The organism is Streptomyces sp. NPDC092370, from assembly GCF_044755265.1.
Lineage (GTDB): Bacteria > Actinomycetota > Actinomycetes > Streptomycetales > Streptomycetaceae > Streptomyces.
Window position 1 is genome coordinate 1,172,201 of sequence record NZ_JBIVQO010000001.1, and the last position, 21,541, is coordinate 1,193,741.

The 21,541-nt window shown below is 69.6% G+C and carries 16 protein-coding genes and 1 tRNA gene; 5 read left to right on the forward strand and 12 right to left on the reverse strand.

Translation table 11 applies throughout. From position 1 onward, the window contains the following. Window positions 1-3: 3 nt before the first annotated feature. On the reverse strand, window positions 4-1,803 hold the full coding sequence (locus ACIQHQ_RS05260) for a bifunctional metallophosphatase/5'-nucleotidase (protein WP_402610238.1): 1,800 nt from the start codon (window positions 1,801-1,803) through the stop codon (window positions 4-6). A gap of 162 nt (window positions 1,804-1,965) precedes the next feature. Between ACIQHQ_RS05260 and ACIQHQ_RS05265 the strand changes: the two genes are divergently transcribed. Then, window positions 1,966-2,682 (forward strand): SIMPL domain-containing protein, encoded by a 717-nt coding sequence (locus tag ACIQHQ_RS05265; RefSeq protein ID WP_402610240.1) that lies wholly within the window; start codon window positions 1,966-1,968, stop codon window positions 2,680-2,682. Window positions 2,683-2,847: 165 nt separating this feature from the next. Next, window positions 2,848-4,284 (forward strand): pyruvate kinase, encoded by a 1,437-nt coding sequence (pyk, locus tag ACIQHQ_RS05270; protein WP_402610242.1) that lies wholly within the window; start codon window positions 2,848-2,850, stop codon window positions 4,282-4,284. Between the two features lie 7 nt (window positions 4,285-4,291). Here pyk and ACIQHQ_RS05275 read toward each other — a convergent pair whose 3' ends face one another. Together ACIQHQ_RS05275 and ACIQHQ_RS05280 are read right to left on the reverse strand one after the other, a co-directional pair. Beyond that, entirely contained in the window at window positions 4,292-5,047 is a 756-nt protein-coding gene (locus ACIQHQ_RS05275; protein ID WP_402610244.1) for a transcriptional regulator, read from the reverse strand. Window positions 5,048-5,152: 105 nt separating this feature from the next. Continuing rightward, window positions 5,153-5,226 (reverse strand) — tRNA-Leu (locus tag ACIQHQ_RS05280). Between the two features lie 103 nt (window positions 5,227-5,329). On the opposite strand from ACIQHQ_RS05280, the gene ACIQHQ_RS05285 reads away from it, so the two are divergent. Beyond that, the gene (locus ACIQHQ_RS05285) at window positions 5,330-5,989 is read left to right on the forward strand and encodes an ANTAR domain-containing response regulator (RefSeq protein WP_402610246.1); all 660 of its coding nucleotides are present in this window, start codon (window positions 5,330-5,332) and stop codon (window positions 5,987-5,989) included. 74 nt (window positions 5,990-6,063) lie between these two features. On the opposite strand, the gene ACIQHQ_RS05290 is transcribed toward ACIQHQ_RS05285, so the two are convergent. From ACIQHQ_RS05290 to ACIQHQ_RS05325, 8 genes are all read right to left on the reverse strand, one after another. Continuing rightward, window positions 6,064-6,780 (reverse strand): ABC transporter ATP-binding protein, encoded by a 717-nt coding sequence (locus ACIQHQ_RS05290; protein ID WP_402610248.1) that lies wholly within the window; start codon window positions 6,778-6,780, stop codon window positions 6,064-6,066. Beyond that, window positions 6,777-7,640: an ABC transporter ATP-binding protein gene (locus ACIQHQ_RS05295; RefSeq protein ID WP_402610250.1), complete on the reverse strand. Its 864-nt coding sequence runs from the start codon at window positions 7,638-7,640 to the stop codon at window positions 6,777-6,779. Before ACIQHQ_RS05295 ends, ACIQHQ_RS05290 begins: the two co-directional genes overlap by 4 nt. Window positions 7,641-7,644: 4 nt before the next feature. After that, the gene (locus tag ACIQHQ_RS05300; RefSeq protein ID WP_402610252.1) at window positions 7,645-9,462 is read right to left on the reverse strand and encodes a branched-chain amino acid ABC transporter permease; all 1,818 of its coding nucleotides are present in this window, start codon (window positions 9,460-9,462) and stop codon (window positions 7,645-7,647) included. A gap of 4 nt (window positions 9,463-9,466) precedes the next feature. Next, window positions 9,467-10,396 (reverse strand): branched-chain amino acid ABC transporter permease, encoded by a 930-nt coding sequence (locus ACIQHQ_RS05305; RefSeq protein WP_402610254.1) that lies wholly within the window; start codon window positions 10,394-10,396, stop codon window positions 9,467-9,469. 139 nt (window positions 10,397-10,535) lie between these two features. Then, on the reverse strand, window positions 10,536-11,762 hold the full coding sequence (locus ACIQHQ_RS05310) for a branched-chain amino acid ABC transporter substrate-binding protein (protein ID WP_402610626.1): 1,227 nt from the start codon (window positions 11,760-11,762) through the stop codon (window positions 10,536-10,538). Window positions 11,763-12,603: 841 nt separating this feature from the next. Next, window positions 12,604-13,476 carry a trypsin-like serine protease gene (locus tag ACIQHQ_RS05315; RefSeq protein WP_402610256.1) on the reverse strand — a complete coding sequence of 291 codons (873 nt, stop codon included), beginning with the start codon at window positions 13,474-13,476 and terminating at the stop codon, window positions 12,604-12,606. Between the two features lie 116 nt (window positions 13,477-13,592). After that, window positions 13,593-14,081: a PaaI family thioesterase gene (locus ACIQHQ_RS05320; protein ID WP_402610258.1), complete on the reverse strand. Its 489-nt coding sequence runs from the start codon at window positions 14,079-14,081 to the stop codon at window positions 13,593-13,595. Window positions 14,082-14,137: 56 nt separating this feature from the next. Further along, window positions 14,138-16,417 carry an FdhF/YdeP family oxidoreductase gene (locus tag ACIQHQ_RS05325; RefSeq protein WP_402610260.1) on the reverse strand — a complete coding sequence of 760 codons (2,280 nt, stop codon included), beginning with the start codon at window positions 16,415-16,417 and terminating at the stop codon, window positions 14,138-14,140. A 180-nt stretch (window positions 16,418-16,597) separates the two neighbouring features. Between ACIQHQ_RS05325 and polA the strand changes: the two genes are divergently transcribed. Then, entirely contained in the window at window positions 16,598-19,321 is a 2,724-nt protein-coding gene (gene polA / locus ACIQHQ_RS05330) for a DNA polymerase I (protein WP_402610262.1), read from the forward strand. 597 nt (window positions 19,322-19,918) lie between these two features. Next, the gene (locus ACIQHQ_RS05335; RefSeq protein WP_402610264.1) at window positions 19,919-20,524 is read left to right on the forward strand and encodes a hypothetical protein; all 606 of its coding nucleotides are present in this window, start codon (window positions 19,919-19,921) and stop codon (window positions 20,522-20,524) included. On the opposite strand, the gene ACIQHQ_RS05340 is transcribed toward ACIQHQ_RS05335, so the two are convergent. Then, window positions 20,442-21,299: a DUF4184 family protein gene (locus tag ACIQHQ_RS05340; protein WP_402610627.1), complete on the reverse strand. Its 858-nt coding sequence runs from the start codon at window positions 21,297-21,299 to the stop codon at window positions 20,442-20,444. The two genes, ACIQHQ_RS05335 and ACIQHQ_RS05340, sit on opposite strands and share 83 nt — an antisense overlap. Window positions 21,300-21,541 lie beyond the last annotated feature (242 nt).

The following is a 21,541-nucleotide window of genomic DNA, read 5'->3' on the forward strand; positions in this document are numbered from 1 at the left end:
GGCTCAGAAGACCGGCGTGCCCTCGCGCGTGAGCTTCCAGTCCACCGCGGCGAACTCGGCCGGGTCGATCGACCCCGTCGCCTTCACCCAGGCGATCATGGTGTTGCGGATCTCCTCCGAGTTCGACCACAGCACCGGGGCGGCGGCGACATGCGGGAAGTTCCCGCCGCCGTTGGCCCGGTAGTTGTTCACCGCGAACACGAACGTCGCGTCGTCGGCGAGCGGCTGCCCCTCGAAGCGCACGTTCGTCACCCGCGACCCGGCCGGCTTCGCGATGTCGATCTCGTACGACAGGCCGCTCACCACGTCGTAGTTGTAGTCCGGAGTACCGTTCGCGTTCGTCAGCTTCGCCGCATCCACCGGCGCGCCGGGCGCGGTCTGCACGAAGTAGTTGGCCGAGAACTCCAGATACGCCTTCATCTGCGCACCCGTCATCAGCCGCGCCTCCAGCGTGTTCTCGAAGACGTACAGACCGGCCACGTCCCGGATCGTCACCTGCCCCGCCGGGATCCGCGCACTGCGCGAGAAGCACGCCGCCTGCGACAGCACCGGCAGCGCGGCGTGCTCCGTGCCCGCCAGCGCCTGCTTCACCGTGTCGGCCTGGATGTGGTTGATCAGATCGATGATCGGAACGTCCTTGTACGGCGCCTCGGCCGACGTCATCTCCGCCGCGTTGGTGCCGATGACCTGGTTGACGTACGCCACGACCTTCTCGTGCTCGTCCAGGAGCAGCTTCGTGATCTTCGGGTCCTCCTCCACCGTGTTGGAGTTGAGAACCTTCGCCCCCACCTTCTCGACCTTCCAGCAGCCCTTCTCCCAGACCAGCTCGAAGTCGAACAGCGTCAGCCGCTGCCCCCACTTCAGCGGCTCCGACAGCACGACCCGCTTGCCCGTCTCCTTGTTCGCGACGAAGTACTCGGGGATCTCCGTGTGCGCGTGCCCGACCAGGATCGCGTCGATCCCCGGCACCTGCTCGGCCACCAGAGCGGCCGCGTTCTCGATGTACGGCAGCTGGTCACCGTAGGACGACGTCCCCGACGAACCACTGTGCGCCGACACGATCACGACGTCCGCGCCCATCGACCGCAGCTTCGGCACCCACTTCGCCGCCTGCTCCTCCAGACCCGGGAACGTCATCTTCCCCTGCACGTTCGCCTTGTCCCAGATCGCGATGCCCGGGTTGGTCAGACCCAGCACGGCCACCTTCACGTCCCGCCCGTGCGGGGTGCGCAGCCGGTGCATGCTGTACGGCGCGAACGCCGGCCGCAGCGTCTTCGCGTCCAGCGCGTTGGCGCCCAGCAGCGGGAAACTGCACTGCTGCTCGAACTTCCGCAGCACCGGGATGCCGTAGTTGAACTCGTGGTTGCCGAGCGCCGCCGCGTCGTACTCCATCGCGTTCATCGCCTGCGCCATCGGGTGCACCGGGCCGCCCTCGGCCGTGATCGGGTCGACCTTGGCGTAGTAGTACGACAGCTGGGTGCCCTGGATGGTGTCGCCCGCGTCGATCAGCAGCGTGTTGCGGCGGCCCTTCTCCTCACGGACCCGGTTGACGAGGGTGGAGACCTTCGCGAGACCGACGTCGTTGTGGTCCCTGTCGTCGAACTCCTTGTCCGTGAAGTAGTCCCAGTTGAAGACGTTGCCGTGCAGGTCCGTCGTCCCCAGCACGGTGAACGCGTACCGCTTGGTGCCGTGCTTCGCCTCGGCCGCCTGCGCACCCGGCGCTCCGACCGCACCGGTCGCCAGCGCCACCCCCGCCCCGGTCACGGCGGACTTCTCCAGGAACTTCCGGCGGTTCAACGGCATGTCTGGCTCCTCGCGGAATCTGTGGAACGACGCGCGTAGATAACGCGCGTAGATTCTGACCCGCCCACGACCGGCCGCAACAGACCCGGCAGGTTGCGATCTGATGACTCGAACCCCGGAACCCAGGCCGCCAACCAGCCCAGACATGACAGAGTGGGACGTATGACCGCGGCCATCCCAGACGCCTCCCCGCCCGCCGTCCCCTACGGCACGCCCGAGGCCCCCCGTATCGCCGTCCGCGGCGAGGCCCGCCTCGAAGTCGACCCCGAGATCGCCCGCATCGGCATCACCGTCGCCGCCCGCGGCCGCGACCGCCGCTCCGCCCTGGACGACCTCACCCGCCGCAACGCCGGTGTCCTCGACCTCGTCAAGTCCTACGGCGACGCCGTCGAACGCCTGGAGACCGGCGCCTTCTCCATCACACCCGAACTCACCAAACACGGCCGCGGCGAACGCGTCCGCACCTACCACGGCAGCGTCCGCGTCACCGCCGAACTCACCGACTTCACCGCCCTCGGCGAACTCACCACCCGCCTCGCCGACCTCGACCTCACCCGCGTCGACGGCCCCTGGTGGGCCCTGCGCCCCGACTCACCCGCCCACCGCGAAGCCCGCAAGCAGGCCGTACACGAAGCCGTCCAGCGCGCCCGCGAGTACGCCGAAGCCCTCGGCACCTCCCTCTCCGCCCTGGTCGAACTGGCCGACATCGGCGCCGAGAGCGCCCCGCCGGCCTACCCCCAGGCGCCCGGCCGCATGCGCTCCGCCGCGTTCGCCGGCGCAGCCGAGGACACCCCCGCCCCCCTCGACCTCGAACCCCAGCGCCAACGCGTCCACGCCCAGATCAACGCCCGCTTCACCATGGTGCCGCCACAGCTGTAATCCCCGCCGTGCGATTATCCGAAAGTGCGACCGAATTTTGTCGGGGTGCTCATCGGAGCACCCCGACGCACAATTCAACACTTGTCAATAACGCTTCACGCAAAGTCTGTTGAGTAGTCACGCTCGACCAATTCTCTACCAGTCGGTAACTCATAGGCTCGTCTCATGCGCCGAGCGAAAATCGTCTGCACCCTTGGACCCGCCACCGACTCGTACGACCAGATCAAAGACCTGGTCGACGCCGGAATGGACGTAGCCCGCTTCAACCTCAGCCACGGCGGCCACGCCGAACACGAGGAGCGCTACCACCGGGTACGCAAAGCCGCCGACGAAACCGGCCGCAGCGTCGGCCTCCTCGCCGACCTTCAAGGACCGAAGATCAGACTCGGCCGCTTCACCGAAGGCCCCGTACTCCTCGAACGAGGCGACACCTTCACCATCACCGTCGAAGAAGGAGTCGAAGGCGACGGCCGCACCTGCGGCACCACCTACGCCGGCCTCGCCGACGACGTCACCACCGGCGAACGCATCCTCATCGACGACGGCAAGGTCTGCCTCGAAGTCACCGGCGTCGACGGCCCCCGCGTCCACACCACCGTCCTCGAAGGCGGCGTGATCTCCGACCACAAGGGCCTCAACCTCCCCGGCGTCGCCGTCTCCGTCCCCGCCCTCTCCAAAAAGGACGAGGACGACCTCCGCTGGGCCCTGCACACCGGCTTCGACGTCATCGCCCTCTCCTTCGTCCGCACCGGCCGCGACATCCAGGACGTCCATCGCATCATGGACGAAGAAGGCCGCCGCCTCCCCGTCATCGCCAAAGTCGAAAAACCCCAGGCCGTCGAGAACATCGACGACATCGTCGCCGCCTTCGACGGCATCATGGTCGCCCGCGGAGACCTCGGCGTCGAAATGCCACTCGAACAAGTCCCGATCGTCCAGAAGCGCGCCATCAAACTCGCCAAACGCAACGCCAAACCGGTCATCGTCGCCACCCAGATGCTCGACTCGATGATCGACAACGCCCGCCCGACGCGAGCGGAGGCCTCCGACGTCGCCAACGCGGTCATCGACGGCACCGACGCCGTCATGCTGTCCGGCGAGACCAGCGTCGGCAAACACCCCATCGAAACCGTCCGCACCATGGCCCGCATCGTCGAAGCAGCGGAAGAAGACATCCTCGCCAAGGGCCTCCCGCCCCTGACCGAACGCAACAAGCCCCGCACCCAGGGCGGAGCGGTCGCCCGGGCGGCGGCCGAGATGGGCGACTTCCTCGGCGCCCGCTTCCTCGTCGCCTTCACCCAGTCGGGCGACACCGCCCGCCGCCTCTCCCGTTACCGCTCCCCGATCCCCCTCCTCGCCTTCACCCCCGACCCGGCCACCCGCTCCCAGCTCAGCCTCACCTGGGGCGTCGAGACGTTCCTCGGCCCGAGCGTCGAATCCACCGACGCCATGGTCGACCAGGTCGACGAACTCCTCCTCCGCTACGGCCGCTGCCGCCAGGGCGACACGGTCGTCATCACGGCCGGCTCCCCGCCCGGGGTCTCGGGCTCGACGAACATGGTCCGGGTCCACCGCATCGGCGAGGACGACTGCCCGAAGTAGGGCGGTGTCAGTACTTGGGTCCTACGTGGGCGTCCATGAGGGCGACGGACGCTTTGCGGGCGACGGAGATGTTGAACGGGTTGCCGTTGCGGGTGCAGTGCGTCCACTCGACACCGAGCTTGTCCAGGGTGTCGGTGCAGAGCCGCCGGATGTCCTCGGAGACGTTGGTGAAGAAGTACCGGGGATACTCGTAACGCTTGTGCTCGCCGCCGACCATACGGGTCGTCCAGTTGGTGATCCGGCAGCCGTCGGAGTGGATGAGCCCGCGGATGAATTCCCAGGGGTGGGCATCGACAATGGCTTGTTGCCAGGGCTCGAGAGCGATGCGGCGTTCGTGCTTCTTGCCGGGGCCGTGCTGGGGGAAGAGGACCGGCCAACTCCGGGAATAGCTGGTGACCGCGACGCAGCCCTGTTTTTGTGCCACGTAGACGCCTACGCCGGGGCGCACCTTCCCGATGGCCTCGCGGCACTGTTCGATGAGCCCGGGCCAGGCGTCCGCGCAAGCGATCCTGAGGTAGTGGCCGCCGCGTGGGTGAGCGCTGATGCAGCCGTCGCCGAGGTAGAGGCCCAGTAGGTAGGCGTACGCGGACTCGTCGGCGGGCGGCCCGGGGTCTGGATGCGTCACACGGGGTCGCGGCTCGAGGTGGTAATGCCAGGAGCGGAGTGCGGCTCGCGAGATGCCCGTTTCCCGGCTCACCGAATTCAGGCTGCGGCCCTGGGCCACCAGTGCGAGTGCTCGCTTGCGTGTGCTGACGTCGTACATGAGGCCACTGTGGGAGTGCGTTCATGGCGACACGCAACGAAAAGCGGATGTTCACGAGAACGTGGACATCCGCTTCGGGGAGGGCCCTTAGAAAGTAAGGAAAAGTGCCCCGGGTGGGACTCGAACCCACACTGAATACCTTTTGAGGGTATCGTCTCTGCCGATTGGACTACCGGAGCTCCTGCGAATCGAAGATTTACCCCGACCCGCTGCCCGTCCACCATACCGCAGCTAGGTACGCTCTTGGGAGCAGTACCGGCCTGCCCCTACCAAGGAGCCCACGTGAGTGCCCCCGAGTCGCCCCAGCCTGTTGATGTGCCTGATGACGACGACAAGTCGCACGTGCCTCCGATGACGACGCGGGTCGTCATCGCCGAGGACGAGGCGCTGATCCGGCTCGATCTCAAGGAGATGCTGGAGGAGGAGGGGTACACCGTCGTCGGTGAGGCCGGTGACGGTGAGCAGGCGGTGGAGCTGGCCCGTGAGCACCGGCCGGATCTTGTGATCCTGGACGTGAAGATGCCGAAGCTGGACGGTATCTCCGCGGCGGAGAGGATCGCTGAGGAGAGCATCGCGCCGGTGCTGATGCTGACCGCGTTCTCGCAGCGCGATCTGGTGGAGCGGGCCCGGGACGCGGGTGCGATGGCGTATCTGGTGAAGCCGTTCAGCAAGACCGATGTCGTGCCGGCGATCGAGATGGCCGTTTCGCGGTTCACGGAGTTGAAGGAGCTGGAGAAGGAGGTCGCGGACCTCACGCTCCGGCTGGAGACGCGCAAGCTGGTGGACCGGGCGAAGTCGATTCTGCAGACGGAGTACGGGCTGTCGGAGCCGGCTGCTTTCCGGTGGATCCAGAAGACGTCGATGGATCGTCGGATGTCGATGCAGCAGGTGGCGGAGGCGGTCATCCAGGACGCCGAGGAGAAGAAGGCCAACAAGGGCTGAGAACTCGACGCGAGAGGCCCGCTCCCCTTCGTTTTCGGAAGGGGAGCGGGCCTCTCGGCGTGTGGGTGGGGACCTCAGTCCTCGCCGAGGTAGGCCTTGCGTACCGACTCGTCGTGCAGCAGGTCCTGCCCCGTCCCGGAGAGGACGACGTTGCCGACCTCCATGACGTGGCCCTGGTCGGCGAGGGAGAGCGCAGCCTGGGCGTTCTGTTCGACGAGGAGGATCGTCGTGCCCTGTGACTTCAGCTCCGAGATGGTCGCCATGATCTTCTGCATCATGATCGGGGAGAGACCCATGGAGGGCTCGTCGAGCATGAGGAGCTTCGGCTGGGACATGAGGGCGCGGCCCATGGCGAGCATCTGCTGTTCGCCGCCGGAGAGGGTTCCCGCTGCCTGCTTGCGGCGTTCCCCGAGGATGGGGAAGAGGTCGTAGGCGCGCTGGATGTCCTTCTCGATGCCTTCTTTGTCCTTGCGGAGGAACGCTCCGAGCTGGAGGTTCTCGGCGATGGTGAGGCGGGGGAAGATGTGCCGGCCCTCGGGGGAGTGGGCGAGGCCGAGGGCGACGATCTTGTGGGCGGGGATGCCGTTGAGGGGTTTGCCGTCGAAGAGGATCTTCCCGGATGTCGGCTTGAGCAGGCCCGACAGGGTGCGCAGGGTGGTCGTCTTTCCGGCGCCGTTGGTGCCGATGAGGGTGACGACCTGGCCTGCTTCGACGCTGAAGGAGATGCCTTTGACGGCTTCGATCTTGCCGTAGGAGACCCGGAGGTCTTCGACCTCGAGGAGTGCGGTCACTTGGCTTCTCCCTTGGTGCTGCTGGTGGTGCTGGTCGCGTCGGCGGCGGCTTCGGCGGCCTCGACCTCGGCGGCTTCGGCTTCCCCGGGGTCGCCTTCGAAGGGTTCGCCGAGGTACGCGGCGACGACACGTTCGTCGGCCTGGACGACCTGGGGGGTGCCTTCGACGAGCTTTTCGCCCTGGACGAGGACGGCGACGCGGTCGCTGAGGTTGAAGACGAAGCGCATGTCGTGCTCGATGAGGAGGACGGCGATGCCCTTGTCGCGGATGGCGAAGACGAGTTCCTCGGCGGCCCTGGTCTCCTGGGGGTTCATGCCGGCGGTGGGCTCGTCGAGCAGGAGCAGGCCGGGCTCGGAGGCCATGGCGCGTGCGATCTCGAGCTTGCGCTGTTCGCCGTAGGGGAGGTTGCGGGACAGGTGGTCGCGCTTGTGGGCGAGGCCGATGAACTCGAGGAGTTCCATGGCGCGTTCCTCGCTGGCGCGTTCGGCCTTCTTGAAGCCGGGGCCGCGCAGGAGGGCCGACCACAGTCCTTCCTTGGTCCGCGTGTGGCGGCCGACGAGGACGTTCTCGAGGACCGTCATGTTGGCGAACAGGCGGATGTTCTGGAAGGTGCGGGCGATGCCGGCCTGGGTGACCAGGTGGGGCTTGGGCGGGAGCACGGTGCCCTTGTAGGAGACGGTGCCCTCGGTGGGGACGTACAGGCCGGTCAGGCAGTTGAAGAAGGTGGTCTTTCCGGCGCCGTTGGGGCCGATGAGGCCGACGATCTCGCCGGCGTTGACGGTGAAGTCGACGGAGCGTACGGCGGTGAGGCCGCCGAAGCGCATCGTGACGCCGCGTGCTTCGAGTACAGGTGTTGTCATGTTCTTACGCCCCCGCCTTGGTGACGGCCGGTTCGTCGGTCAGCGTGGTCTGTTTGGGTACGTCGAGTTGGCCGGTCTCGTGGAATTCGAGCTGGCGCCGGCGGTTGGCGATGATGCCTTCGGGGCGGAAGCGCATCAGGAGGATGAGCGCGATACCGAAGGCGAGGAGCGACTTCTCCTGGAGGAAGACCAGCTTCTCGGGGAGGAGGTAGAGCAGGGCCGCGCCGAGGAGCGGTCCGGCGACCGTGCCCATGCCGCCGAGGACGACCGCGGCCAGGAGGAACGCGGAGTTGGGCGGGGTGGAGCCGGCGAACTGGTACGGCGTGGGGACCACGCTGTAGGTGACGTGGGCGCTGACGGTGCCGGCGAGGCCGGCGAGGGCGGCGCCGAGGGCGAAGGCGATGAGCTTGACGCGGAAGCCGTTGATGCCCATGGCGGTGGCGGCGGTCTCGTCCTCGCGGATGGCGATCCAGGAGCGGCCGATGCGGGAGTCCGCGGCACGCGTGTAGACGAGGACCACGATGGCCATGATGAGGACCATCAGCAGGTAGTGGTTGGCGAAGCGGCCGAGGGTGAATCCGCCGATGTCGTGGGCCTGGCCGAAGTTGAACCCGAAGAGGTTCAGGTCGGGGATGGACGGGATGCCGTTGGGGCCGTTGGTGACGTCGGGCCCGGACTGGCCGTCCATGTTGTTGACGGCGATGCGGAAGATCTCTCCGAAGCCGAGGGTGACGATGGCGAGGTAGTCGCCGCGCAGTCGCAGGGTCGGGGCGCCGATGAGGACGCCGAAAACGAGGGAGGCGGCGGCGCCTGCGAGGGCGGATGCCCAGAAGGGCAGGTGGACTCCGGAGATGGTGGAGAACTCGGAGCCGGAGACGAGGGCGGCGGTGTAGGCGCCGACGCCGAGGAAGGCGACGTATCCGAGGTCGAGGAGTCCGGCGAGGCCGACGACGATGTTGAGGCCGAGGGCGACGGTCCCGAAGATCAGGATGTTGACGCCGATGTTGGCGTAGTGGTCGTCGGTCTGGGTGAAGGGGAATGCGATGGCCGCGGCGAAGCCCATGGCGAGGGTGAAGCTGCGGTTGGCGGCGACCTGTGCGGAGAAGCGGTCGAGGAGGCCGGCGGTGTGCAGTGCCCAGAGGGTGAAGGTGACGACGAAGAGGTAGCCGACGAAGAGTTCGCCGTACTCGGTGTCGATGCCGTAGGTGAAGACGCCGAGGCCGATGATCGTCACGACGGTGATCACGGCCCGCTGGACCCAGGGCGCGGTGGCCTTGGGGGCGGGGATGCGCTCGGGCTTGGCGATGTAGGCCTTGAGGGCTGCCTTGGTGCCGTCGGTGCCGGTGCGCTCCTGGGGGAGGGCGAAGGCGCCGAGGACGGGCAGGAGGGAGGCGATGGCCGCGACCCAGCCGCCGGGTTCGAGGTTGACGACGCCGCCGAGGCTGATGCTGATGGCGATGACGGTGAACCAGGTGACGGTGAAGCCGCCGAGTGCGGTGAGCACGAGGGGTGCGTTGTTGCGGGCGGGCAGGAGCCAGCCGAGGCCGCGGACGCCGTAGGCGGCGAGCGCGAACAGTGTGGTGAGGAGGCCGGCGGTGAAGGTGAGCCACTGCAGGCCGCCGGGGTAGCCGTTGATGGTGAGGTCGCCGGGGAACTCGGCGGTCCAGGTCCAGGCGAGGAACGCGGAGGCGGCGGTGGCGATGCCGCCGGCGAGGAGCAGGGCGCGGGCGGCCGCGGCGGGCAGGGGTATGAGACCGCGCAGGGCGGGCGTCGGGGTGGGGACGGCGTCCGGCGCTGGGGTCTTCTTGGTCGTCTCGGTCATGTGATCACGCCCTGTCCGCGACGCGCTCGCCGAGCAGGCCTTGTGGCCTGAAGAGGAGCACGAGGATGAGGAGGCCGAAGGCCCAGACGTTGGCCCAGCTCTGGCCGCCGAGCTGCTGCATGCCGGGGATCTCGTCGATGTAGGCGGAGGCGAGGGTTTCGGCGATGCCGAGGACGACGCCGCCGAGCATGGCGCCGTAGATGTTGCCGATGCCGCCGAGGACGGCCGCGGTGAAGGCCTTGAGGCCCATGAGGAAGCCCATGCGGTAGTCGACGTTGCCGTACTTGAGTCCGTAGGCGACGGCGGCGACGGCGGCGAAGAAGCCGCCGATGGCGAAGGCGATGACGATGATGCGGTTGGTGTCGATGCCCATGAGCTGCGCGGTGTCGGGGTCCTGCGCGGTGGCCTGCATGGCTCGGCCGGTGCGGCTGCGGCGCACGAAGAAGGCGAGGGCGGCCATGCAGGTGACGGCGGCGAGGATGAGGAAGATGTCGGCGTCCTTGATGGTGACGGAGCCGATGTCGTGGGTGGCGTCGAGGCCGGGGAAGGCGCGGGCGCGGTCGGCGCCGGGGTAGAAGTTCCGGACGACCTCCTGGAGGGCCAGGGAGAGGCCGATGGCGGTGATGAGCGGTGCCAGGCGTGGTGCTCCGCGCAGTGGTCGGTAGGCGAACCGTTCCGCCCCGACGGCCATGAGGATGGCCACGAGGGCGCCGCCGATGAGCATCAGCGGTACGGCGAGGGCCATCGAGGTGCCGTCGGGCAGGATGTAGAAGTAGACCGTGAGGGCGCCGAAGGCCCCGGTCATGAAGATCTCGCCGTGCGCGAAGTTGATGAGCTGGACGATGCCGTACACCATCGTGTAGCCGATGGCGATCAGCCCGTACATCGAGCCGAGAAGCAGCCCGTTGGCCAGCTGTTGCGGCAGGGTGTTCACCGCATGGCCTCCATGTCGCTGGTGGTCGTGTGCACTGGATGCGTGCGTGGTCGCGTGCTGGGTGGGGGTGTGAAAACGGGCCGCGCGGTCGGGGTCCTCCTTCCGCGCGGCCCGGGGTTCGGCGTACTGGGGGCCGGAACTACTGGAGGTCGGCGGTGCCGGTCTCCACGGCCTTCCAGGCACCCTTCTCGACCTGGTAGACCGTCAGCTGCTTGTTGGTGGTGTCGCCGTACTGGTCGAAGGAGACCTTGCCGGTGAGGCCTTCGAAGTCGGACTTCTGGACGCCGTCGACGACCTTGGAACGCAGGTCGTTGATGTCGGTGGGCACCTTGCCGCCGTTGGCGTCGGCCGCGGCCTTGACGGCCTTGATGATGGCCGTGGTGGCGTCGTAGGCGTAGGCGCCGTAGGCGCCGTAGTCGCCCTTGTAACCCTTGTCCTTGTACGTCTGGATGAACTGCTTGGCCGCGGGCAGGGTGTCGGCGGGGACACCGATCGCGGTCACGAGGTCGCCCTCGGAGGACTTGCCGGCGGCCTCGATGTAGGTCGAGGCGAACATGCCGTCGCCGCCGAACAGCGGGATCTTGACGCCGGCGTCCTTGAGCTGCTTGGTGAGCAGCGCGGACTCGTCGTACTGGCCGCCGTAGTAGAGCAGGTCGGCGCCGGAGTTCTTGATCTTCGTGACGAGGGAGCCGAAGTCCTTGTCGCCGGTGTTGACGTGGTCGGTGGCGACGACCTTGCCGCCGAGCTTCTTGTACTGCTCGTTGAAGATCTTCGCGAGGCCGGCGCCGTAGGTCTGCTTGTCGTCGACGACGAAGGCCTTCTTCTTCTTGAGGCCGTTGTAGGCGTAGCCGGCGGCGAAGCTGCCCTGCAGTTCGTCGGTCGTGGCGGTGCGGAAGTACGTCTTGAACGGACGCTTCTTGTCCGTCTGCCAGTTCTTGCCCTGGGTCAGCTCGGGGGCCGTGTTCGCGGGGGAGATCTGGACCATGTTGGCCGAGGCGAACACCTGCTGCATCGTCTGGGCGACGCCGGAGTTCAGCGGGCCGACGGCACCGACGACGGTCTTGTCACCGACGAGGTTGGTGGCGTTGGACTGGCCGGTGGCGGGCTGCGCCTTGTCGTCCAGGGCCTGGAGCTTGAATTTCACGCCCGGGACCCAGTTGTTCTTGTTGGCGTCGTCGACGGCTATCTGAGCGCCGTACTGGATGCCGAGGCCGGTGGTGGAGTTCTCACCGGAGAGGGGGGCGTCCACGCCGATGGTGAACGTGGTGCTCCCGCTGTCTCCGCCCTTGTCACCGCTGTCGTCTCGGGAGCCGCAGGCGGTGAGAGTCAGAGCTCCGGTCGTGAGAACGGAGGTAAGAATCACCAAGGAACGCTGTCGCACAATCAGTCCTTTCACAGGCAGGCCCCGCCCTGGTCGGGGGGTGAGTGCCGCGCTGGTACCGAACTCCCGATGTGGAGCGGTGACTGGCCGTGACTCTAAGCCCGGGGTAAGGGCAGGGTCAGCGGCGCGGGCTGGCTTGTGACTTTCTTGTTATGACGTCGTGGATGCCGGGTCCCGGCCGGAGGCCTTCGTGGAGGGTTTGGTGGATTTTCGCCGAGGTCCGCATTCTGAGAACCCGCACTTCCGGTTGGCCATGGCTGAGATCATGTGCTGGTCGGGTCGCGCGCGGCCCGAAGGAGATCGAAGAGGTCCCGGGCGCGGGCACGGCCGAAGGTGAAACCGTGGGGTTGTATTGCGCGTGCGTTACGGAGCGTTACGCTGAGGAATGAGGTGCCCGGGGTCGGGGGCGGTTTCGGGGCGCTGGGAAACGGAGATTTCCACGGTGTCGTCGGGGGGTGTGCCGGCCGGGGCGGGCGGTGAGTCCGGCGGTGGAGGTGCCGGTGCCCGGAGGGTGACGGCGGGGCCGCGTCGCCGGTCACGGTGGACCGAACGAACTTGCGCTCGTGGGGGAGTCGCGGGGATGCGGGGGCGGGCGCCCGGGCGGGTGGCGGCCGGTTCCGGCGGTCGGTGGACCGGCCGCTCGGGCGCGGTGCGCCGGTGCCGGTGACGTCGCGACTCCGTTGCTGGTGGGCCGCGTGTGCCGGTTGCGCGGATCCGGACCGGAGGACGGACGGTGCCCCGCCGCTCGGTGGCTGCGGCGGGGCTGTCGGCCTCCCGTGCGACCGGTGGCCGCCGGTGGGGGCGGGTGGGGTGGGGCCGCCGCGGGTTACGGCAGCTTCACGAACGGTGAGAGGAAGGAGCGGGCGCCGGGGGTGTCCAGGCGGTACGTGACGTTGGTCGCGTAGCAGGGGGTGTCGCCGGTGATGGTGGTGGCGGCGAGAATCCTTTTGCCGCCGAGCACGGCGAAGTTGGGGCCGCCCGAGTCGCCGTAGCAGGCGCCGCCGTTGCCCTGGGGCGCGGTCATCGCGAGCCGGGCCCAGGAGGCGTTGAGGGCGTCGAAGGTGACGGGCGCCTTCATCCGGACACCGCCGCCGGGGTGGGTCTGGCCGCCGGGGCCGTTGACGGCCTCCTGGGTGCCGTACCCGGCGACGAGCCAGTCGGTGGCGTTCAGGCCCTGCGGGCCGAGCTTGCCGAGCTGGTTGGCGGTGGGCAGGGTCGCCGGAGTGAAGTTCCAGCGGGCCTTGACCTTGTCGGCGGGCAGCTGGATCACCGCGATGTCGCGGGTGTCGGAGGCGGGCCCCGGATAGTCGGGGTGGGTGTGGGCGGTGCCCGGGACGGCGACGGCGGCGGCCTGCGCGGCCGGGTCGCCCGGGTACTTCTTCGCCGCCGCGTCGAGCCCGGACTGCACGTCCTGGTCGAGGGAGACGTGGAACCGCACGTTGTCGGGCCAGTCCGAGGTGCAGTGGGCGGCGGTCAGGAAGGTGTCCGCGTCGATCATGGTGCCGGAGCAGACCCAGTCGGCCCGGTCGGGGGTCGCGGGGTCGCCGTCGTCGTCCCAGGTGGCCACGAGCGCGCCCACCTCGGTGCGTTCGGGGGCGGGCGCGGCGTTGTAGGAGTTGATGGCGGAGGACGGCAGCGCGGTGGCGAGCACGGTGGCACAGGCCGCGGCGGTGACGGCGAAGGCGCGTACGGAGGTCAAGAGAAACCCTTCTACGGGTGGGACGGGTCTTCTCCTGTGGGGGGAGCGCCAGTGAATCGCCCGGAGGCGGCCGCGACAAGAGCGCGCCCGCCCCTCCAGGGTTTTCCCTACGTCGCTCAGTTCGCGGCGCGGATGAGCTCCTCGTCGGCCGGCTTCACGTCGCGCAGGAGGCAGGTCAGCCGGGCCGTGCACACCCTCTTGTCGTTTTCGTCCGTGATGACGATTTCGTAGGTGGCGGTCGACCGCCCCCGGTGCACGGGCGTGGCCACACCGGTGACGAGCCCGGAGCGCACCCCGCGGTGGTGGGTGCAGTTCAGGTCGACACCCACGGCGATCTTGGAGCTGCCGCCGTGCAGCATCGATCCGATGGAGCCGAGCGTCTCCGCCAGCACCGCGGAGGCCCCGCCGTGCAGCAGTCCGTAGGGCTGGGTGTTGCCCTCCACCGGCATCGTCCCGACGACCCGGTCAGCCGACGCCTCGGAGATCTGGACGCCCATCCGGGTCCCGAGGTGGCCCGCGGAGAACAGGGCCGGGAGGTCCACGCCGAGCGCGGCGTACTCGTCGATGACCTCTTGCGGGAACTTCACATGCTGCTGCTCACCCATCGGGCCCGGCTCCGTTCGTCCTCGTCACTCGGTTGCCTGCGTCACTGAGCGAACGCTCAGTCGGCCGCCGATTGTTCCAGACGCACCACGACGGACTTGCTGGCCGGGGTGTTACTGGTGTCCGCCGTGGCATCCAGCGGCACCAGCACGTTGGTCTCCGGGTAGTAGGCGGCGGCGCAGCCCCGGGCCGTCGGGTAGTGCACGACGCGGAAACCGGGCGCCCGGCGCTCCACCCCGTCCCGCCACTCGCCGACCAGGTCGACGTAGACGCCGTCGGCCAGCTTCAGGGTCCGCGCGTCCTCGGGGTTGACCAGCACCACCCGGCGGCCGTTGCGGATGCCCCGGTAACGGTCGTCGAGGCCGTAGATCGTGGTGTTGTACTGGTCGTGCGAGCGCAGTGTCTGCAGCAGCAGGCGGCCCTCGGGCAGCCGTGGGTACTCCACGGGCGCGGCGGTGAAGTTGGCCTTGCCGGTGGCCGTGGGGAAGCGGCGCTCGTCGCGCGGGGCGTGGGGGAGCGCGAAGCCGCCGGGGCGCGCCACTCGCGCGTTGAAGTCCTCGAAGCCCGGGACGACACGCGCGATACGGTCCCGGATCGTCGCGTAGTCCTTCTCGAACTCCTCCCACGGCGTGCGGCTGTTCTCCCCCAGCACGCGGCGGGCCAGACGGCTGACGATGGCCGGCTCCGACAGCAGGTGCGGGCTCGCCGGCTCCAGCCGCCCCCGGGAGGCGTGCACCATGCCCATCGAGTCCTCGACCGTCACGAACTGCTCGCCGCTTGCCTGCAGATCCCGCTCGGTGCGGCCCAGCGTCGGCAGGATCAGGGCCCGCGCGCCCGTGACCGCGTGCGATCGGTTCAGCTTCGTCGACACGTGCACGGTCAGCCTCGCCCGCCGCATGGCCGCCTCGGTGACCTCCGTGTCGGGCGACGCCGAGACGAAGTTGCCGCCCATGGCGAAGAAGACCTTCGCCTCGCCGTCGCGCAGCGCGCGGATGGCCCGTACGACGTCGTAGCCGTGCTCGCGGGGCGGCGCGAAGCCGAACTCCCGCTCCAAGGCGTCCAGGAACGCCGGGGCGGGGCGCTCGAAGATGCCCATCGTGCGGTCGCCCTGCACGTTCGAATGCCCGCGCACCGGGCACACGCCCGCGCCAGGGCGGCCGATGTTGCCGCGCAGCAGAAGGAAGTTGACGACTTCCCTGATCGTGGGGACGGAGTGCTTGTGCTGCGTGAGGCCCATCGCCCAGCACACGATGGTGCGCCGGGAGTCGAGGACCATGCGGAGGGCCTTCTCGATGTCCTCGCGGGCCAGACCGGTCGCCGTGAGCGTCTCGTCCCAGTCGGCGGCGCGGGCGGCCTCGGCGAACTCCTCGAAGCCGTGCGTGTGCTCCCGCACGAACGCCTCGTCGACCGCGCCGTCCGTCTGAAGGATCATCTTGTTCAGGAGGCGGAACAGGGCCTGGTCGCCGCCGAGACGGATCTGCAGGAACAGGTCCGTGAGCGCGGCGCCCCTGACCATGCCCTGCGCGGTCTGCGGATTCTTGAAGCGCTCCAGGCCCGCCTCGGGCAGCGGGTTGACGCTGATGATCTTCGCGCCGTTGTCCTTGGCGTTCTCCAGCGCCGACAGCATGCGCGGGTGGTTCGTCCCCGGGTTCTGCCCGGCGACGATGATCAGGTCGGCCTTGTGGAGGTCCTCCAGCAGGACGCTGCCCTTGCCGATGCCGATCGTCTCCGACAGGGCCGAGCCGGACGACTCGTGGCACATGTTCGAGCAGTCGGGCAGGTTGTTCGTGCCGAACTCGCGGGCGAACAGCTGGAAGAGGAACGCGGCCTCGTTGCTGGTGCGGCCGGAGGTGTAGAAGACCGCCTCGTCCGGGGAGCCGAGCGCGGCGATCTCCTCGCCGATGATGTCGAAGGCGCGCTCCCAGGTGACCGGCTCGTAGTGCGTGCCCCCCTCCGGCAGGTACACGGGGTGGGTGAGCCGCCCCTGCTGGCCCAGCCAGTAGCCGCTGCGGCCGGCCAGGTCGGCGACCGGGTGCGCGGCGAAGAACTCGGGCGTGACCCGGCGCAAGGTGGCCTCCTCGGCCACCGCCTTCGCGCCGTTCTCGCAGAACTCCGCCTTGTGCCGGTGCTCGGGCTCCGGCCAGGCGCAGCCCGGGCAGTCGAAGCCGTCCTTCTGGTTCACGCTCAGCAGCGTCAGCGCGGTGCGCTTCACGCCCATCTGCCGCTGGGCGATCCGCAGCGTGTGCCCGATCGCCGGGAGCCCCGCGGCCGCGTGCTTCGGCCCGGTGACCTGCGGCGCGTCCTGAACCGGATCACTCTTCGGCGGCTTCGACGCCATCACACGCTCCTCTTCGACTGCGCTGTGAGGTACGTCTCCGATCCTCGCACGGGGTGGTGACGGCGGACGGGGGGAGGCCCGGGCGGAAAGGCGGTCCGCGGTGTCCCCGGCGGGGTGCGCCGAGCCCGGCACACGCGGGGCCGGGACCGAGTGTCAGTGGGGCGTGGCAGGATCGGGGGCGTGGCAGAGACAGCATCGAAGACGACCGACCAGACCTCCGGCGGCAGCCGGCCGCGACTGATGCTCATGGACGGGCACTCGCTGGCCTACCGTGCGTTCTTCGCGCTGCCCGCGGAGAACTTCATCACCGCGACGGGCCAGCCGACCAACGCGATCTACGGCTTCGCCTCGATGCTGGCCAACACGCTGCGCGACGAGGCGCCCACGCACTTCGCGGTCGCCTTCGACGTCTCCCGCAAGACCTGGCGCTCCCAGGAGTTCACGGAGTACAAGGCGAACCGCTCCAAGACACCGGACGAGTTCAAGGGCCAGGTCGAGCTGATCGGCGAGCTCCTGGACGCGATGGGCGCCGTCCGCTTCGCGGTCGACGGGTTCGAGGCGGACGACGTCATCGCCACGCTCGCCACCCAGGCCGAGGCCGAGGGCTTCGAGGTGCTGATCGTCACCGGCGACCGGGATTCGTTCCAGCTGGTCAGCGAGCACACCACCGTGCTGTACCCGACCAAGGGCGTCTCCGAGCTGACCCGCTTCACCCCGGAGAAGGTTTTCGAGAAGTACGGATTGACGCCCGCGCAGTACCCCGACTTCGCGGCCCTGCGCGGCGACCCCTCCGACAACCTCCCCGGGATTCCCGGCGTCGGCGAGAAGACCGCCGCGAAGTGGATCAACCAGTTCGGCTCCTTCGCCGAGCTCGTCGAGCGCGTCGAGGAGGTCAAGGGCAAGGCCGGCCAGAACCTCCGCGACCACCTGGAATCCGTCAAGCTCAACCGCCGGCTCACCGAGCTGGAGCGTCGGGTGGAACTCCCCAAGGGCGTCACCGACCTGGAGCGCGCGGCCTACGACCGCAAGGCCGTCGCGATGATCCTGGACACCCTGGAGATCCGCAATCCGTCACTGCGCGAGCGGCTCTTCGCCGTCGACCCCGGCGCCGAGGAGGCCGAGACCACCCCGATCAGCACCGAGGGCGTGCAACTGGACGGCACGGTGCTCGGCACCGGCGAGCTGCCCGCCTGGCTCACCGAGCACGGCACGCGGCCCCTCGCCGTCGCCACGGTCGACACCTGGGCGCTCGGCACCGGCTCGGTCGCCGAGGTCGCCCTCGCCGCGCCCGGCGGCCCCGCCGCCTGGTTCGACCCCTCCCAGCTGGACGAGGCCGACGAGAGGGCCTTCGCGGCCTGGCTCGCCGACGCCGGCCGGCCCAAGGTCTTCCACAACGCCAAGAGCGCCATGCGCGTCTTCGCCGAGCACGGCTGGAGCGTCGAGGGCGTCACCATGGATACCGCGCTCGCCGCCTACCTGGTCAAGCCGGGCCGCCGCTCCTTCGACCTGGACGCGCTGTCCCTGGAGTACCTGCACCGCGAGCTGACCCCCGCCGCCGCCGACGGCCAGCTCGCCTTCGGCGCGGACGAGGCCGCCGAGGCCGAGGCCCTGATGATCCAGGCCCGGACCGTCCTCGACCTGGGTCAGGCCTTCGAGAGCCGCCTGGAGGACGTCGGCGCCTCCGACCTGCTGCGCGACATGGAGCTGCCCACCTCCGCGCTGCTCGCCCGCATGGAGCGGCACGGCATCGCGGCCGACCGGCCCCACCTGGAGGCCATGGAGCAGATGTTCGCCGGCGCCGTCCAGCAGGCGGTCAAGGAGGCCCACGCGGCGGCCGGGCACGAATTCAACCTGGGCTCGCCCAAGCAGCTCCAGGAGGTCCTCTTCGGTGAGCTGGCCCTGCCCAAGACCAAGCGGACCAAGACCGGCTACACCACGGACGCCGACGCCCTCGCCTGGCTCGCCGGCCAGACGGACAACGAGCTTCCGGTGATCATGCTCCGCCACCGCGAGCAGGCCAAGCTCCGCGTGACCGTCGAGGGCCTGATCAAGACCATCGCCGCGGACGGCCGGATTCACACCACGTTCAACCAGACCGTCGCCGCCACCGGCCGGCTGTCCTCGACCGACCCGAACCTGCAGAACATCCCGGTCCGCACCGACGAGGGACGCGCGATCCGCCGCGGCTTCGTCGTCGGCGAGGGCTTCGAGTCGCTGATGACGGCCGACTACAGCCAGATCGAGCTGCGTGTGATGGCGCACCTCTCCGAGGACGCGGGCCTGATCGAGGCGTTCACCTCGGGCGAAGACCTGCACACCACGGCCGCCTCCCAGGTCTTCGCGGTCGAGGCGACCGCGGTCGACGCCGAGATGCGCCGGAAGATCAAGGCCATGTCGTACGGCCTGGCCTACGGACTGTCCGCCTTCGGCCTCTCCCAGCAGCTGAACATCGAGGCGGCCGAGGCCCGCGCCCTGATGGACGCGTACTTCGAGCGGTTCGGCGGCGTGCGGGACTACCTGCGCCGGGCGGTCGACGAGGCCCGTGCCACGGGATACACGGCGACGCTCTTCGGACGCCGCCGCTACCTCCCCGACCTCAACAGCGACAACCGCCAGCGCCGCGAGGCCGCCGAGCGGATGGCCCTCAACGCGCCGATCCAGGGCACGGCGGCCGACATCGTCAAGATCGCCATGCTCAAGGTGGACGACGCCCTGAAGGAGGCCGGCCTCGCTTCCCGCATGCTCCTCCAGGTCCACGACGAAATCGTGCTGGAGATCGCCCCCGGGGAGCGGGCCGCCGCCGAGGAACTGGTCCGCCGCGAGATGGCGAACGCCGTCCAGCTGCGTGTCCCGCTGGGCGTCTCGGTCGGCGCGGGACCGGACTGGGAGTCGGCGGCGCACTAGACGCTCCACGGCTGGGCCGGGGATGCCTCCGAGGGCGTGGTCGCAACGGGCGGCCGAGGAGTGCCCACGCTGTTGCGCATGGAGGCGGTCTCGGGCAGCCGGGGATGTTCCGTCTCGGCGAGTGTCCGGGGCGTGACCTGATCGGGGTCCGACGGGCGTGCCGGGTCGGGTGGGGAGCACCCGCGAAGTTGTCCCGGCCCGGGCCGCGACATCGGGTTCCGGCTCGGCCGGCGCATCGGGGACCCGGCGGGGCGAATGCGGACGGCTGCGGTGGGACCGACGCGTGGGAGTGCTCAGACGCCGAGGTCCTGCCTCGCCCGGCACGTCGGACCAGGCCTCGGCCGGGGCGCTGCGGTCCGGTCTCGGCCGGGGCGTCGCGGTCCGGTCTCGGCCGGGATGCCGGGGCCCGCCCCGGCCGGCACGCCGGGGTCCTGCTTCAGCCGGGCACCGACGTTCCGCTTGAACCGATGGGCCGGAATCTGCGAAGCCGGCGCACTCGGGCGTCCCGCTCCCGGCCTGTCCGGCACCCGCGGAACCGTCACTCGCGTGGCCCCCGAGAAGACGCCCCCGCCCCCGGCGGTGGTAAAGATGCGGGGCATGGGTATACGCACGTTCCTCAGCCGCACGGCACCCGGCGTGGCGCTCCCGCCGGTCCCGGCGTTCGAGGCCGCCGCGAGCACGGTTCGCGTCCCCGTCCCCCTCACCGCGGCCCTGCGCCACGCGACGGCGCACCTCCGGCAGCGTCTGACCGCTTGCGGTCGGTGGCCCACCGGTTCCCCGGGCACCAGCGGCCTCTCACCCGCCGTCACGGTCCTCCCCGGCGCCGTCGACCCGGCCACCGTCCTTGCCCTCGGCGGCCCCGAGGTCTGGTCCGCCCTCACCGGCACCGACGGTCCGCCCAGCCTCCCCGGCGCCGACACCATGCCGGCCGGCACGCATGAGGCGTCCCCCACCCACGGCACCCGTGGTGCCCCCGGCACTGCCGAAACCCCTGGCCAACCCTCGCGCCCCTGGGCCCGGCTGGCCTGGGACTGCCTGACGCTCGTCCTCACCCTGCTGCCGCGCCCCCGCCCCGGGCACACCACGATCACGGTGTACATCACGACCACCGACAGGGTGCTCAGCGAGCGGCCGGGCGGCTCGGCTCCGTCTCGGCGGCCGGGGCCGGACCGGCGGGGACCGGAACCGGACGCCGCACCCTGACTCCCACGGCGTAGAGCAGCAGCGCCGGGACGAGCCCCGCGCCCGCGCCGAAGCACACCGTCGGAATGATCTCCCACGGCTTCGCCTCCGAGCCCCAGTACGTCCACCACCGCAACGCCCGCTGCACCGCCCCGACCAGCGCGAAGCCGCAGATCACGGCGGCGGCAGCCCACCGGTCCCGTACCGCGAGCACGGGGATTGCCACCGGCTCCCGCAGGGGCGCCCCGCGCAGCGCGTGCGCCAGGAACACGGCGATCACGACCGCGGCCACCGCCGAACCGCCGTACTGCAGATACCAGTACAGCGGTGAGCCCGCGACCTCCCGGCCCAGCACCGGAAACAGCCGCATCCCCCACCGGTCGAGGTGCGTGAACGCGTCCCACACCACGTGGGTCGCCGCACCGAGCACCGCGGACACGTACCACCGCGCCACCAGTGACGGCCGCACCCGCGCACGGGGCACACCGCAGCGCAGCAGGGCCGCCACGCGCCCCTGCCGGGCCCGCGGCAGCAACGCCACGAGCGGTTCACGCACCAGCAGCCAGAACCCGACCAGCGCCCAGGCGATGAGCACATCGACGGTGAGGACGCCCGCACACGCATGCGTGACGTCACCGAACTCCATCGCCCCGGGCAGCACACTCGCCGCGTAATAGGTCATGTCGGGCGCGAAGGAGCCCGCCACGAGCACGGCGGGCACCAGCGGACCCCTGCCGGTGCCGTCCGTGCGGACGGCGGGCAGTACGGCTGCCGCATGGCTCAGCGTGAACGGCAACTCGGCTCCTCGCGGGGGTCGTTGCGCCAGGTCGGGCGTACCCGGCGGCCAGTGGATCAGTATGCGGGATGCCGCCTCGCAGACGGCGTCACGATCGCCCATGACCAACTGGTGAAAAGCGGTCACGAACGGGTGCCCGAGCAAAGGAAGTTGTCGTAGGGTCGCCAGAGTCGTCGCGCGGGGAGCGCGTCGAACTCGGGAACGCGGTAAAGAGCAGAGCAGGCGAGAAAACAGAGTGGTGA